The following is a 14,456-nucleotide window of genomic DNA, read 5'->3' as shown; positions in this document are numbered from 1 at the left end:
GACGGGGAGGGGGGCGGAGTCGCAGACGGGGGCGGGGCCGGCGTGGGCGTGGGCGTGGCGGGGACGGCCAGGGCGACGGTGTCGGTGCCCGGCCGGCCCGGGTGGTGCAGGTGGACGGTGAACAGCCCGGCGGCCGTCACCGCGCCGACGACGCCGACGGCGAGGAAGGAGGTGAGTGCGGCCGTCCGCAGGGGGCGCGCCCCGTCCTGCCTGGTCTGTCGTAGCATGCGCTGCCCCGTTCCCGCCGGTCCTGGTCGTGGTGGTGCCCGCGCCGCCGTTCCGGCGCGGGCACGTGCCGGGCGGTTTCCCCCAATATCCGTTGTCGAACTGGGAAAGCCGTCAGGACTTTCTGGGAGCTCCGTGAGTTTCCGGCGTCGGGCGGCGTCCCGCGGCCGGGGCCGGGCCGCGGGGTCCGGCGCCCGGACGGGTCAGACCGCGGCGCGGGCCTCGGCGGCGGCGTCCTTGCCCCGGGCCTCGCCGGGGGCGGGGCGGTGGTTGATCATCAGGAAGGCGACCACCGCGGCGCCGATCAGGATGGCCATCGCGACGGTCGTGGCGACGGCGTAGCCGTGCACCGCGCCCTGGGCCTGCACCAGCGGGTCGGTGGGGTTGCGGGCGGCCAGGTAGGTGGCGGTGACGCTGGCGGCGATGGTGTTGAGCAGGGCGGTGCCGATCGAGCCGCCGACCTGCTGGGCGCTGTTGATGATGGCGGCGGCGGCGCCGGTCTCCTGGGGGGCGACGTTCAGGGTGGCCAGGCTCATGGTGGGCATGAAGACCAGGCCCATGCCGAAGCCGAGCAGCAGTTCGGCGGGCAGCACCATGGTGGCGTAGGGGCTGTCGACCTTGATCTGGGTGAGCCAGGCCATGCCGGCGGCGCCGAGCAGCAGGCCGGGGACGACCAGGTTGCGGGTGGGGATGCGGGTCATCAGCCGGGAGGCGATGCCGGCGGCGCTGACCACGATGGCGGCGGTCATCGGCAGGAAGGAGACGCCGGCCTTGATCGGCGAGTAGCCCTTGATCACCTGCAGGTAGTAGGTGAGGAAGAGGAACAGGCCGAACATGCCGATCACCGCGAGCCCGACGGAGAGCGCGCCGCCGGCCCGGTTGCGGTCGCCGATCAGGTGCATCGGCAGCAGGGCGTGCTCGGTGCGGCGCTCGACCAGGGCGAAGACCGCGAGCAGGGCGACGCCGGCGCAGAGCGAGGTGAGCACCAGCCAGTCGTCCCAGCCGCGGGAGACCGCCTCGGAGGTGCCGTAGACGATGGCCAGCAGGCCGCCGCAGCCGAGCACCGCGCCGGGCAGGTCGAGCCGGACCCGGCGGGAGCGGTCGACGTGGTCGCGCACCAGCAGGTAGTACGCGCCGATGCCGGTGACGATGGCGATCGGGATGTTGACGTACAGGCACCAGCGCCAGGACAGGTACTCGGTGAGGAGGCCGCCGGTGATCAGGCCGATCGCCGCGCCGCCGCCGGCCAGCGCGCCGAAGATGCCGAAGGCGGTGGCGCGTTCGCGCGGGTCGCGGAAGGTGACGGAGAGCAGCGAGAGCGCGGACGGGGCGAGCAGCGCGCCGAAGGCGCCCTGGAGGGCCCGGGCGGCGAACAGCACGCCGCCGGTGGTGGCGAAGCCGCCGATGCCGGAGGCGAGGGCGAAGCCGAGCAGGCCGACCATGAAGGTCCGCTTGCGGCCGAAGAGGTCGCCGATCCGGCCGCCGAGCAGCAGCAGCCCGCCGAAGGCCAGCGTGTAGGCGGTGATCACCCACTGCCGGTTGGCGTCGGAGATGTCGAGCGCCTTCTGCGCGGACGGGAGTGCGATGTTCACGATCGTCGCGTCGAGGACGATCATCAGCTGGGCGATGGCGATGACCGCCAGGGCCCACCAGCGGCGCGAGTCCGCCACTGGGGTGTCGGGGGCGTGCTGGGTGGTCACCGTGGGGCCGCCTTCCGCAGATCGGGGATCGGGCCTGGGCGCGTACGGCGCTCTTCCCAGGGAAACCCCCGAGCGGGACGGCGGCAAGACGAATTGTCCGGTGATGTCAGTATTCGGGACGGCAGTCCCGGGTGTCCGGCCGCATCGGCCACCCGGGACGCGGTCGTCCGGTTACAGCGCGCTCAGCTCGGTGACCAGGTCGTCCAGGCCCAGCGAGCCCTGGGAGAGCGCCGCCATGTGCCAGGCCTTGAGGTCGAACTCCTCGCCGCGCGCCTCGGCCGCCGCCCGGGCCGCGGCCCGGCCGCGCAGCCAGGCCCGCTCGCCGAGCTTGTAGCCGATCGCCTGGCCGGGCAGGCCGAGGTAGCGCACCAGCTCGCTGTCCAGGAAGTCCGCGGACAGGCCGCAGTACGCGCCGAAGAACGCGCGGGCGAGCTCGGGCGTCATCGGCTCGCCGGGGGCGAACGGCGAGTCGGCCGGGAAGGCCAGTTCGGCGTGCATGCCGATGTCGACGATCACCCGCAGCGCCCGCATCATCTGGGCGTTCAGGTAGCCGAGGCGGTGGCCCGGGTCGGTCAGGTAGCCGAGCTCGTCCATCAGGCGCTCGGCGTACAGCGCCCAGCCCTCCATGTTGGCGCTGACCCCGCCCAGGGTGACCTGGTAGGTGGAGAGCCGGTCGGCGACGTACGTCCACTGCGCGAGCTGGAGGTGGTGGCCCGGGACGCCCTCGTGGTACCAGGTGGAGACCAGGTCCCACTCGGGGAACGCCTCCCGGCCCAGGGTGGGCAGCCAGGTCCGGCCGGGGCGGGAGAAGTCCAGCGAGGGCTGGGTGTAGTACGGGGCGGCGGCGCTGCCGGGCGGGGCGATCCGCGACTCCACCTTCAGCAGCGGCTCGGCCAGGTCGAAGTGGGTGCCCTGGAGGTCGCGGATCGCCCGGTCCATCAGGCCCTGCAGGTACTCCTGCACCTGCTGCTCGCCGCGGATCGCCGGGCCGTCGGTCTCCAGCCACTTCATGGCCCGCATCGGGGTCGCGCCCGGGCGGACCTTCTCCGCCTCGACCCGCATCTGGGCGTCCAGCTCGTGGAACTGCTCCCAGGCCCAGCGGTACGCCTCGTCCAGGTCGAGGTCGGCGCCGGTCCAGAACCGCACCCAGCGGGCGTAGCGCTCCCGGCCGACCGCGTCGGGGGTGCCCTGGGCGGCGGGGGCGTACACGTCGCGCATCCAGTCGCGCAGTTCGACGAGGGCGGTGGTGGCCTCGACCGCGGTGGCGGTCAGCAGTTCGCGCAGGTGCTCGGGGGCGGGGGCGACGAGTTCGCCGAACCAGCCGCCGGGCCGCTCGCCGTCGATCCACTCGCCGAACTGGCCGACCACCGTCTCCACCTGGCGCGGCGCCGACAGCAGGCCGCGCCGGACGCCCTCCTCCAGGCTCTGCCGGTACTGGGCCATGGCGAGCGGGAAGCGGGCCAGCCGGCGGCCGAGGCGCTGCCAGTCCTCGTCGGTGTCGGTGGGCAGCAGGGTGAACACCTCGCGGGTGTTGTGCACCGGCGAGCCCAGGTTGCGGACGCTGCGGTAGCCCTCGCCCGCGTCGTGGACGGCCAGTTCGGCGGTCAGCCGCTCGCGCAGCAGCCGGGCGCAGCGGCGTTCCGCCTCGTCCTCGACCGGGCCGGACGCCTCCAGTTCGTCCAGGGCGGCGAGGGTGCGGCGGGCGAGGTCGGCGGTGGCTTCGATGCCCTCGGCCGACAGGTCGGTGAGCCGGTCGTCCTCCGGGTTGAGGCCGAGGTACACCGCGGTCAGCGGGTCGGCGTCGGCGAGCGCGCGGACGTAGGAATCGGCGAGGCGGCGCGGGGTGGGGCCGCTCGGGTGAGGGTCGTTCAGTTCATGAGCCATCCGGCCATCCTGTCGCAGCCGCAGGCGAATTCAACCCCTGTCGGCCATCGACGTCGCCAGCCGGCGGACGCCGCGCCACGGGTCCCAGGTCGGGCGGCCGCGGGTGATCGGGTAGAACGCCAGACCGACCAGCACCGAGCAGAAGTGCCCCAGGTCGGTGAAGGTGTGCGAGACCAGCAGCGGCACCAGGTAGAACCCGACCAGCCCGCACCCGTACGTCCAGCGCCACGCCCCGGCCAGACGGTACGTCAGCACGCCCTCCACCCCGGCCAGCGCGTACGACACGCCGACGTCCACCGTGGTCGACAGGTTCATCGGCAGCGCGTGGTGGTTGACGCCCCAGGCGACCACGCCCTCGCTGACGAACGTCGCCACCACGTGCGCGGTGAGCGCGACGGTCAGCCAGCGGCGGGTGCCGAGCCAGCGCTCGGCCGGCACGTGGAAGACGTGGAACACCACGAAGTAGAACAGGAAGTTCGCCTGCTCGGTCCAGATCAGGCTGACCAGCAGGGCGTGCACCGGGTGCGAACCGAGCTGGTCGACGTTGGTGGAACGCTTCTGCAGGAAGTAGTCCAGCGCCGCCGGGTCCATCCGCGCCACCACGAAGCTGGTCAACGCCAGCAGCACCAGCCACACATACGTCCCCGGGGACCTCCCGACCCACCGCCCCACCGCCCGCACCCACCGCACCGGCCGCTCCTCGCCGCGACGTGACCCGAGACCTGCCCACAGTCTGCGGCTACGGACCGGGCTCCGCCCGACGGGAACCCGCCGGTGGCGGCCGTGCGGAGGGGGTGCGGCGGGCCGCCCGAGGTCTACCCTGGCACGCATGGCAGCGACCCCCTCCCCCGTCGAGGAACCCGTCGACGACCCCACCGCCGCGGGGCGCCCCCGCCGCGCCTCCTACCGGCGACTGCCCGTCCAGCAACGGCGCGAGCAGCTGATCGCCGTCGCCCTCGAACTCTTCGCCGCCCGCCCGCCCGAGGAGGTCTCGCTCGACGACGTCGCGGAGGCCGCGGGGGCCTCCCGGCCGCTCGTCTACCGCTACTTCGCCGGCGGCAAGCAGCAGCTGTACGAGGCGGCGCTGCGCAGCGCCGCCTCCGAACTCACCACCCGCTTCGCCGTCGAACCCTCCGACGGCACCCCCACCCAGCAGCTCGGCGCCGTCCTGCACCGCTACTTCGACTTCGTCGGCGAGCACGCCGCCGGGTACGGCGCGCTGCTGCGCGGCGGCTCGGTCGTCGAGACCGCGCGCACCTCGGCCATCGTCGACGACGTGCGCCGCGCGGCGCTCCGGCGCACCCTGCGCCACCTCGGCGTGCGGGAGGCCGGGCCGCGGCTGACCCTGCTGGTGCGCTCCTGGATCTCGGTGGTCGAGGCCTCCGCGATCAGCTGGCTCGACGAGGGCCGGCAGATCCCGGCCGACTCGCTCTGCGCCTGGCTGGTCGACCAGTTCGTGGTGATGGCCGCGGCCACCGCCGTCCGCGACGCCCAGACCGCGGAGGTCCTGCACGGCTGGCTGGCGCTGGAGACGGCGGACAGCCCGGCGGGGGTGCTCATCGGGCGCCTGCGCGACCTGGGGCTGTGAGGGGAGCACCCGCCGGGGGCTCGGGGAACGGCGGGCGCGTGCTGCCGCCGGCCGGAGCCCGGCCCCCGGTGCGTTCCCCTCCGCCGTTCTCAGGCTTGCCCGAGAGTCGTCTCCTGGCGGCCGAGGCCGGTGACCTCCAGGGCGATCTCGTCGCCCTCGCGGAGGAAGGGGGTGCCCGGGCGGCCGAGGGTGACGCCGGCGGGGGTGCCGGTGATGACGACGTCGCCGGGATCGAGGCGCATGAAGTGGGTGAGGTAGCGGACGGTCTCGTGGACCGGGAAGATCATGTCCGCGGTGGAGCCGTGCTGGCGGAGTTCGCCGTTGACCCACAGGCGCAGGTCGAGGGCCTGCGGGTCGCCGAGTTCGTCGGGGGTGACCAGCCAGGGGCCGAGCGGGGTGAAGGTCTCGGCGGACTTGCCCTTGTCCCACTGGCCGCCGCGGTCGAACTGGAAGGCCCGTTCGGTGACGTCGTTGACGGCCGCGTAGCCGGCGATGATCGCGGCGGCGTCGGCCGGGGTGTCGAGGTAGCGGCCGGTGCGGCCGATGACGACGGCGAGTTCGACCTCGTAGTCGGTCTTCTCGCTGCCGCGCGGGACCAGCACCTGGTCGTGGGGGCCGACCAGGGTGTTGACGGGCTTGAGGAAGACCACCGGCTCGGCCGGGATCGCGGCGCCGGCCTCGGCCGCGTGGTCGCGGTAGTTGAGGCCGATGCCGACGATCTTGCCGGGACGGGCGACCGGCGGGCCGACGCGCTCCCCGGCGAGGTCGGTGACCGGCAGGGTGGCGGGGTCGAGCGCCGCCGGGTCGAACCCGGCGAGGAACGCGCCGTCCAGGTCGGGGGTGAGCGGGCGGAGGTCGCGGGCGGTGCCGTCGGGGGCGAGTACGACCGGTCGTTCTGCGCCCGCAGGGCCCACGCGGAGGAGCTTCACTGCCCGTCACCACCTGTTCGTCTCGGGGGCGGGTCGTCCCCTGCCCCGGGACACCGAGGTATATCAGGGGCGCTCGCCTGCGGAACAGCGGTGCCGCTTCGGCGAATTCCTCCCAATCGGAGGGCGCCGGACGGAAGCCGAATCATCGGCCCGCACCCTTGACAGCCACCGCCCGGCCGCCGCTCAGGTCTCGCGCTGCGGCTGGTAGTCGGCCTCCTCGACGCCGAACGTCCAGGCGACGCCGGCCCGGGCGGTGCGGGTGCCGGGCGGGACGCGCAGGTAGTAGGTGCGGTGGGTGCCGTCCGGTTCGGGGGTGGAGTTGACCACCTCGACCATCACCACCGGTTCGTCGTTCGGGAGTTGGATCCGCCACAGGACGCCGGTCTCGTCCCGGTGCAGCGGTTCGGCGCCGGATTCGGCGAGGTAGCGGTCGTAGCCGAAGTGCTCCAGCATGACGCGGCGCAGTTCGGCGTTCTCCTCGGCGCGGATCCGCTCGGGGGTGAGGCCGGTCAGCCGCTCGGGGAAGTCGGCGGGGACGGGCATGCCGCGCCAGGCGTGCAGGGCGAAGCCGTCGGCGTAGGCGAGGGCGGGGCCGTCGGCGCGGTCGAGCCGGCCGGCCTCGTCGCGGTGCAGGGCGGTGGGGCGTTCGGTGAGCAGCACGGTGCGCTCGTACGGCCACCACCAGCCGGTCTGGCGGGCGACGCCGGCCAGCGCGGCGAGGGCCGCGTCGCCGGTGCCGGCGGTGTCGAAGGCGGCGAGCCAGGCGGCGTCGTGCTGGCCGGCCACCGCCTCCAGCAGGGCGAGCCGGACGGTGGCGCGGCCCTGGACGGCGGCCAGCCGGGCCGCCCGGTTCTCGGACTTGCGGGCCTCGCGCCAGTCGGGGACCGGCTCGGGCTCGGGGGCGAAGTGGTCGAGCAGCGCGGTGCGGACGCGTTCGGCGGGCAGCGCGGTGGTGGCGGCGAGTTCGGCGCCGGTGGTGTTCCACAGCTCGGCCCAGCCGGTGGGGCCGAGCGCGGCCAGGGCGGCGGTGCGGGCCCGCTCCCAGGCGGCGGTGCGCACCCGCTCGCGCACGCTCGCCCCGAACCCGTCCCCGCGGTCGAGGAGTTCGGCGAGGGCGGCGCGCGGCGAGGGGTACCAGCGGAACTCCTCGGGCTCCGCCAGCCCGGCGGCCCGGTAGGCGTCCTTGACGGCCTGTTCGGCGGTGGCCCGGTCGGCGGGGCCGGTGGCGGCGGCGACGGCCCGCCAGTGGGCCACCGAGAGGTCGGCCGGGCGGCCGGTCAGCTGGCTGGTCATCAGTTCTCCGTGTCCTGGTTCCGGTGCGGGTGACGGGCGGGCGGGTTCAGTCGGCGACCATGCGGACCGCGCCGGGCGTGTACTCGCGCTGGCGCACCACCCGGAACCAGCCGCTGGGCAGCACGATCGCCGCGTGCTCCTCGTGGACGACCCTGCCGCCCTCCGGCAGGTGCAGCCAGGCGAAGGAGAACGGGCCGCCCTCGCGGACGAGTTCGCCCGGGCCGACCACCGCGTGGGCGTGCCCGGTCACCTCGCCGAGGGCCAGCACCAGCCGCCCCCTGGCGTCCCGCGGCTGGCGCGCCATGTGCGCGACGGCGCCCGGGACGGCGCCCGGCGCGACCGGCACGATCAGTACGTCTCCCTGGCGGTACACGGGGCCTCCCCTGGTCCGGTCCGGCCCGCTGCCGAACTCCACGCACCGGAAACTAGGCCGTGCCACCGACAACCCGGCGCCCGTCCCGTCCTTCGTGCGGGTGAACGTCACGGGCGGCTGGTAGACAGGTCTCCGGCCCACCATTGGGCCCACGGCACCACCACGGCACAGCAGCGGTACGACGAGCAGCGACACCGGCAGCGAGGAGCAGCGCATGACCGTCAACAACCACGTCGAGGAGTTCCACGGGCTCCCGGTCACCGACTTCCGGGCGGCCGCGGAGAAGGGGGAGCTCCCGGCGGCGGGCGGCACCGCCTGGCGGATCGCCCTGGACTGGGACGACGAGCAGGGCTTCGCCGAGCTGTGGCAGAAGTTCCTGGACACCGTCGACCCGGCACAGGTCACCGCGCTGGTGCTCGGCCGCTGGTTCCCGGAGGAGCCGGAGCCGCTGTCCGAGGCGCTGCCGCTGATCCTGGCCGCCGCCGACCGGCTGCCCGCGCTGCGCGCGCTGTTCCTCGGCGACATCACCTTCGAGGAGTGCGAGATCTCCTGGATCCAGATGTGCGACGTCACGCCGGTGTTCGAGACCTTCCCGCAGTTGGAGGAGCTGGTGGTGCGCGGCGCCAGCGAGGACTACGACGACAAGGAGCGGCTCGGCCTCAAGCCGCTGCGGCACGAGAAGCTGAAGGCGCTGCGCTTCGAGGCGGGCGGCCTGCCCGCCTCGGTCGTCCGCGCGGTCGGCGCCTGCGACTTCCCGGCGCTGGAGCGGCTGGAGCTGTGGCTCGGCGTCGCCAACTACGGCGGCGACTGGACGCTGGAGGACCTCGCCCCGTTCCTGTCCGGCGCCAGGCTGCCCGCGCTGACGTACCTGGGGCTGCAGAACTCCGAGTCCCAGGACCGGATCGCCGCGCTGGTCGCCCAGGCCCCGGTGGTGCCCCGGCTGACCGGGCTGTCGCTGTCCATGGGCGCGCTCGGCGACGAGGGTGCGGCCGCGCTGCTGGAGGGTCAGCCGCTCACCCACCTGAAGACCCTGGACCTGCACCACCACTACCTCACCGAGGGCATGCAGCAGCGGCTGCGCGAGGCCCTGCCCGGCGTCGCCGTCGACCTCTCCGGGGCCGGGGACCCGGGCGACAACTGGCGCTACGTCGCCGTCTCCGAGTAGGCGGGGCGGCGGAGAGTTGACCACGCACCAGCCGTCGCCCCTGGTCGTCCTGGGCTGCCCGGGGCACCGGCGGGTCACCCTGTTCGCCGCCGCGGCCCGGGCCGCCGGACGGCCGGAACCCGCCGTGCTGCCCTGGTCGGACCTGCTGCGCGGGCGGTACGAGCTGCCGCCCGGCACGGTGGTCCGGCCCGACTCCCCCGGCGAGGACCCGGAGGCCGACCGGCTGCTGCGCGGCCCCGTCCTCGGCGCGGGCTACGCCGCGACCCGGGTCGAGGGCGGCCCCGCCTGGTACGCGGGCGTCACCGCGGCGCTGCGCGGGCTGGCCGCCCGGCCCGGGGTGCGGCTGCTCGGCGACCCGGAGGAGATCGCCGTCATGTTCGACAAGCGGCGCACGCACGCCCGGCTGGCCGCCGCCGGGGTGCCGGTGCCGCCCGCGCTGCCGGGCGGACTCCCGTCCGGCTTCGAGGAGTTGCGGGAGCGGCTGGCGGACGCCGGGATGCGCCGGGTGTTCCTGAAGCCGCTGCACGGCTCCTCCGCGTCCGGCGTGGTGGCGCTGGAGTTCGGCCCGCACGGCCGCGTCCAGGCCACCACCTCGGTGGAGCTCGCCCCGGACGGGCTGCACAACTCGCTGGCCGTCCGCCGCTACCGTTCCGCGGCGGAGGTCGCCGAACTCGTCGACCGGCTCGCCCCCGAGGGCCTGCACGTCGAGCGCTGGATCCCCAAGTCCGGCCAGCACGGCCGCGCGGCGGACCTGCGGGTGCTGGTGGTCGGCGGCCGCGCCACCCACGCGGTGGTCCGCACCAGCCGGCACCCCGTGACCAACCTCCACCTCGGCGGCGCCCGCGGCGAGACCGCCCTCGCCCGGGCCGCCGCCGGCGAGCACTGGCCCGACCTGCTCGCCACCGCGGAGGCCGCCGCGAGGTGCTTCCCGCACGCCCCCATGGTCGGCGTCGACCTCCTCCCCCACTCCCACTGGCGCCGCGCCCTGGTCGCCGAGGTCAACGCCTTCGGCGACCTCCTCCCGAACCTCCCCGGCCTCCCGGAGGGGCCGGCCCCGGGCCTCGACACCTACGCCGCCCAACTCGCCTCGCCCGCCTACCGGTTGCAGGGAGGCGACGGCAGGGGCCCGAGGAACGGCGGGGCCCGGTCCGCCGCTGGTCCCCCGCCGGAGCGCGTCCCTGCTTCCGGTTCCGCCACCACGCGCAGCAGCTCCGGGCCCCCGGTGGTTCCGTCCGGGGAGATGCCCGACATGAACGAGGTCGTCGGCTCGCACGACCTCCTCCTGGTCACCCTCGACACCCTCCGCTTCGACGTCGCCGCCGAGCTCCTCGCGGCCGGGCGCCTGCCCAACCTCGCGAAGGTGCTCCCGCCCGGCGGCTGGGAGCGGCGGCACTCGCCGGGGAGTTTCACGTACGCCGCGCACCAGGCGATCCTGGCCGGGTTCCTGCCGACGCCGGCCTCGCCGGACGGGCCGCACCCGCGGCTGTTCGCGGCGCGGTTCGCGGGTTCGGAGACCACCGAGTCGCGGACCTGGGTGTTCGACGCGCCGGATCTGCCGACGGCCCTCGCCGGGGCCGGGTACCGGACGGTGTGCATCGGCGGGGTGGGGTTCTTCAACAAGCAGGGCCCGCTCGGCTCCGTCCTGCCGGGGCTGTTCCAGGAGAGCCACTGGGCCCCGGAGTTGGGCGTCCCGTCGCCGACCTCCTTCGAGTCGCAGGTGGCGGTGGCCGAGCGGGTCGCGGCCGGGCAGCGCCCCGGGCAGCCGCTGTTCCTGTTCGTCAACGTCTCGGCGCTGCACCAGCCGAACTGGTTCCACCTGCCGGGGGCGACCCGCGCGGACGGCGACAGCCGGGAGACGCACGCCGCCGCGCTGGAGTACGTGGACGCGCACGTCGGGCGGCTGTTCGCGGCGATGAGCGCCCGGCGCCCGTGCTTCGCGATCGTCTGCTCCGACCACGGCACCGCGTACGGCGAGGACGGCTACACCGGCCACCGGATCGGCCACGAGGTGGTCTGGACCGTCCCGTACGCGCACTTCGTCCTTCCCGCCACTCCGCAGGAGTCCGCATGACCGCGACGACCACCGCCACCGCCGAGTCCCCGTACCAGAGCTACGTCTACGCGTACCCGCACAAGACGGCGTACCGCCCGCTGCCGGAGCGGCCGCAGCTCGCGGAGCTGTGGCGGGGCGAGAAGCAGGACGCGCTCTCGCTGTACCTGCACGTGCCGTTCTGCGAGGTGCGGTGCGGGTTCTGCAACCTGTTCACCCGAATCGGCAGCCCGGAGGGGCTGACCACGGCGTACCTGGACGCGCTGGAGCGGCAGGCGCGGCAGGTGCGGGAGGCGTTGGAGCCCGGGGCCCGGTTCGCGCTGGCGGCCTTCGGCGGCGGGACGCCGACCTACCTGAGCGCGGCCGAGCTGGAACGGCTCTGCGACATCGCCGAGTCGGGGACGGGGGCGGACCTGCGGGCGGTGCCGCTCTCGGTCGAGGCGTCGCCGGACACCGCGACGGCCGACCGGCTGCGGGTGCTGGCGGAGCGCGGGACGACCCGGCTGAGCCTGGGCGTGCAGTCGTTCCTGGACGAGGAGGCCAGGTCGGCGGTGCGCCCGCAGAAGCGGGCGGCGGTGGAGGCGGCGCTGGGGCGGGTGCGGGAGGCCGGGTTCCCGGTGCTGAACATCGACCTGATCTACGGCATCGACGGCCAGACGCCCGCTAGCTGGGTCAAGTCCCTTGATGCTGCCTTGAGTTGGTGCCCGGAGGAGTTGTACCTGTACCCGCTGTACGTCCGCCCGCTGACCGGCCTCGGGCGGCACGCCGGGAACGCGTCGGGCCCGGAGTGGGACGCGCAGCGGCTGGCGCTGTACCGGGCGGGCCGCGACCACCTGCTGGCCGAGGGGTACGAGCAGGTGTCGATGCGGATGTTCCGCCGGGCCGGTGCGGCGAGCGCGAGCGCGAGCGCGGGCGCGGGCGAGTACGCCTGCCAGACCGACGGCATGGTGGGCCTGGGCTGCGGGGCGCGCTCGTACACCTCGCGGCTGCACTACTCCTTCGACTACGCGGTGGACGCCCGCGAGGTGCGCCGGATCATCGACGACTACGTGGCCGCGCCGGACTTCTCCCGGGCCGAGCTGGGCTGGGTGATGACGGACGAGGAGACCCGCCGCCGCCACCTGGTGCAGTCGCTGCTGCAGGGCGAGGGCGTCGACCTGGCGGCCTACCGGGAGCGCTTCGGCAGCGCCCCGGAGCTGGACTTCCCGGCCGAGCTGGCGGAGTTCGCCGCCCGCGGCTGGCTGGCGGACGGCACGGACGGCCGGCTGCTGCTGAGCGCGGAGGGCCTGGCCTGGTCGGACGCGGTGGGGCCGCGGCTGTTCTCGGCGGCGGTGCGCGCCAACATGGCGGAGTACGAGGCCAAGTGAGCACTCCACCGGACGAACTGACCGTGCTGTACCGGGGCCCGCTGTCCTCCTGCGACTACGACTGCCCGTACTGCCCGTTCGCCAAGCGGCGCGACACCCCGGAGCTGCTGCGGGCCGACCGGGCGGCGCTGGAGCGGTTCACCGCCTGGGCGGCGGCGTACCGGCACGGGCGGCTGTCGGTGCTGTTCACGCCGTGGGGCGAGGGGCTGGTGCGCGGCTGGTACCGGCGGGCGATGGTGGAGCTGAGCCGACTGCCGCACCTGGGGCGGGTGGCGATCCAGACCAACGCGAGCTGCCGGACCGGCTGGCTGGCCGAGGCGGACCTGGCGAAGCTGGCGCTGTGGGTGACGTACCACCCGGGGCAGGTGAGCGAGCAGCGCTTCCTCGCCAAGTGCGCCGAACTCACCGCGCTGGGCGTGCGGTTCAGCGTCGGCGTGGTCGGGCAGCCGGAGCACCTGGCGGCGGCCCGGCGGCTGCGGGCGGCGCTGCCGGCGGGGGTGTACCTGTGGGTGAACGCGGCCGACGGGCTGACGTACACCGACGCCGGGGCGGCCGAGTGGGCGGAGCTGGACCCGCTGTTCGGGTACAGCCGCCACCCGCACCGCAGCGCGGGCCTGCCGTGCCGGACGGGCGAGAGCGTGGTGTCGGTGGACGGGGACGGCACGGTGCGCCGCTGCCACTTCGTCCGGCCGCCGCTGGGCAACCTGTACGACGACTCGTACCGGGAGCAACTGCGGCCGCGCGCCTGCCCGTTGGCGGTCTGCGACTGCCACATCGGGTACGTGCACCTGGAATCGCTGCCGCTGTACGACGTGTTCGCGGGCGGCGTGCTGGAGCGCATCCCGCACGGCTGGTGAGGGATGCGCTCCGGGGGTGCGCCGGGGAGGCGTCAGCTGTTGGTCCTGGGCAGGCCGGGCGGGTTGATCTCGGAGGTCTGCACGGCCTCGTTGTCCAGGCCCCAGCGCTTGAGGACCTGGGCGTAGGTGCCGTTCTTGATGGTCTCGTTGATGGCCTCGTTGAGCGCCTTGACCAGGCCGTTGTCCTTCTTGGTGGTGGCGGCGATCTTGCCCAGGACGGTGTCGCCGGCGCCGGAGTAGGTGCCGATCACCTCGGTCTCGCCGGTCTGCGCGGAGTGGAAGGCGGCGGCCGGGTTGGGGCCGAGCCAGGCGTCGATCCGGCCGGAGCCGAGGGCGAGGTAGTAGTCGGAGGCGTTCTGGTAGTACTTCACGTCCACCGGCTTGAGGCCGTTCTTGACGTCCTGGTCGCTCCAGGCCAGCAGCAGCTTCTCCTGGTTGGTGCCGGAGGAGACGCCGATGGTGTGGCCGGCGACGTCGGCCGGGCCCTTGACCTTCCAGCTGCCGCCCTTCTTGGCCTCGAAGCCGAGGATGTCGAGCCGGTAGGTGGCGAAGTCGTACTTCTCCTTGCGGGCCTCGGTGACGGTGACGTTGGTGATGCCCGCGTCGTACTTGCCGCTGTCCAGGCCGACGAAGACGTTCTCCCAGGAGACCGGGTCGATCTCGACCTTGAGGCCGAGCACGTCGCCGATCAGGTACGCCAGGTCGGGTTCGGTGCCGATGACCGTCTTGTCGTCGGTCGCGTAGAAGCCCAGCGGCGGGACGGTGCCGACGTTGGCCGCGACCTGGAGGGTGCCTCTTCGGCGGATCTCGTCGGGGACGAGTGCGGCGATCGCGTCGACCTTCGGGGTGGTGACCCGGTTCTGGTCGGGCGTCAGGTTCACCTTCACGCCGTTGGGCGCGGTGCCCTCCTTCTTGGCGCCGAGGTCGGCGGAGGCGTTGTCGGAGGAGCCGCAGGAGGAGAGCAGCAGGGCGGCGGCGAGGGCGGCGGCGGCCGAGGCGACGGTGCGGCGGCGGTAGACGGACAT

12 protein-coding genes and 2 pseudogenes are annotated in these 14,456 nt (G+C 74.4%); 6 read left to right on the top strand and 8 right to left on the bottom strand.

The window, feature by feature from the left end; all coding sequences use genetic code 11:
• From OO48_RS01980 to OO48_RS01965, 4 genes and pseudogenes are all read right to left on the bottom strand, one after another.
• A pseudogene (locus tag OO48_RS01980) lies at positions 1–227 on the bottom strand (hypothetical protein); the annotation flags it as partial.
• A 201-nt stretch (positions 228–428) separates the two neighbouring features.
• Entirely contained in the window at positions 429–1,925 is a 1,497-nt protein-coding gene (locus tag OO48_RS01975; RefSeq protein WP_051731616.1) for an MFS transporter, read from the bottom strand.
• Between the two features lie 171 nt (positions 1,926–2,096).
• Entirely contained in the window at positions 2,097–3,809 is a 1,713-nt protein-coding gene (locus OO48_RS01970; RefSeq protein WP_033212125.1) for a DUF885 domain-containing protein, read from the bottom strand.
• Positions 3,810–3,839: 30 nt separating this feature from the next.
• Positions 3,840–4,481, bottom strand: coding sequence for a rhomboid-like protein (locus OO48_RS01965; RefSeq protein ID WP_342449623.1), 642 nt, complete (start codon positions 4,479–4,481; stop codon positions 3,840–3,842).
• 157 nt (positions 4,482–4,638) lie between these two features.
• Between OO48_RS01965 and OO48_RS01960 the strand changes: the two genes are divergently transcribed.
• Positions 4,639–5,397 carry a TetR/AcrR family transcriptional regulator gene (locus OO48_RS01960; protein WP_033212116.1) on the top strand — a complete coding sequence of 253 codons (759 nt, stop codon included), beginning with the start codon at positions 4,639–4,641 and terminating at the stop codon, positions 5,395–5,397.
• 89 nt (positions 5,398–5,486) lie between these two features.
• Here the strand turns inward: OO48_RS01960 and OO48_RS01955 are convergent, their stop codons facing one another.
• The 3 genes from OO48_RS01955 to OO48_RS01945 all read right to left on the bottom strand — a co-directional run bounded on the left by OO48_RS01955 (position 5,487) and on the right by OO48_RS01945 (position 7,992).
• Positions 5,487–6,326 carry a fumarylacetoacetate hydrolase family protein gene (locus tag OO48_RS01955; protein WP_033212114.1) on the bottom strand — a complete coding sequence of 280 codons (840 nt, stop codon included), beginning with the start codon at positions 6,324–6,326 and terminating at the stop codon, positions 5,487–5,489.
• A 183-nt stretch (positions 6,327–6,509) separates the two neighbouring features.
• A complete protein-coding gene (locus OO48_RS01950; RefSeq protein WP_051731615.1) occupies positions 6,510–7,619 on the bottom strand; it encodes a DUF6745 domain-containing protein in 1,110 nt (369 codons plus the stop codon).
• A 46-nt stretch (positions 7,620–7,665) separates the two neighbouring features.
• Positions 7,666–7,992, bottom strand: a complete 327-nt coding sequence (locus OO48_RS01945) for a hypothetical protein (protein WP_033212113.1) — start codon at positions 7,990–7,992, stop codon at positions 7,666–7,668.
• Between the two features lie 214 nt (positions 7,993–8,206).
• Here OO48_RS01945 and OO48_RS01940 point away from each other — a divergent pair, with 214 nt between their 5' ends.
• The 5 genes and pseudogenes from OO48_RS01940 (at position 8,207) to OO48_RS01920 (ending at position 13,431) form a co-directional block, all read left to right on the top strand.
• Positions 8,207–9,157 carry an STM4015 family protein gene (locus tag OO48_RS01940; protein WP_033212111.1) on the top strand — a complete coding sequence of 317 codons (951 nt, stop codon included), beginning with the start codon at positions 8,207–8,209 and terminating at the stop codon, positions 9,155–9,157.
• 16 nt (positions 9,158–9,173) lie between these two features.
• Positions 9,174–10,247: pseudogene (locus tag OO48_RS01935) on the top strand (STM4014 family protein); the annotation flags it as partial.
• Between the two features lie 159 nt (positions 10,248–10,406).
• On the top strand, positions 10,407–11,228 hold the full coding sequence (locus OO48_RS01930) for an STM4013/SEN3800 family hydrolase (RefSeq protein ID WP_033212190.1): 822 nt from the start codon (positions 10,407–10,409) through the stop codon (positions 11,226–11,228).
• A complete protein-coding gene (locus OO48_RS01925; protein WP_033212109.1) occupies positions 11,225–12,574 on the top strand; it encodes an STM4012 family radical SAM protein in 1,350 nt (449 codons plus the stop codon). Before OO48_RS01930 ends, OO48_RS01925 begins: the two co-directional genes overlap by 4 nt.
• Positions 12,571–13,431: an STM4011 family radical SAM protein gene (locus OO48_RS01920; RefSeq protein ID WP_033212107.1), complete on the top strand. Its 861-nt coding sequence runs from the start codon at positions 12,571–12,573 to the stop codon at positions 13,429–13,431. The genes OO48_RS01925 and OO48_RS01920 overlap by 4 nt, the downstream gene beginning before the upstream one ends.
• Before the next feature lie 32 nt (positions 13,432–13,463).
• On the opposite strand, the gene OO48_RS01915 is transcribed toward OO48_RS01920, so the two are convergent.
• Positions 13,464–14,456: an ABC transporter substrate-binding protein gene (locus OO48_RS01915; RefSeq protein WP_033212106.1), complete on the bottom strand. Its 993-nt coding sequence runs from the start codon at positions 14,454–14,456 to the stop codon at positions 13,464–13,466.

Origin of the sequence: Kitasatospora phosalacinea, from assembly GCF_000716545.1 — a bacterium.
Lineage (GTDB): Bacteria > Actinomycetota > Actinomycetes > Streptomycetales > Streptomycetaceae > Kitasatospora > Kitasatospora phosalacinea.
This window is presented reverse-complemented; position numbering and strand designations above follow the sequence as displayed.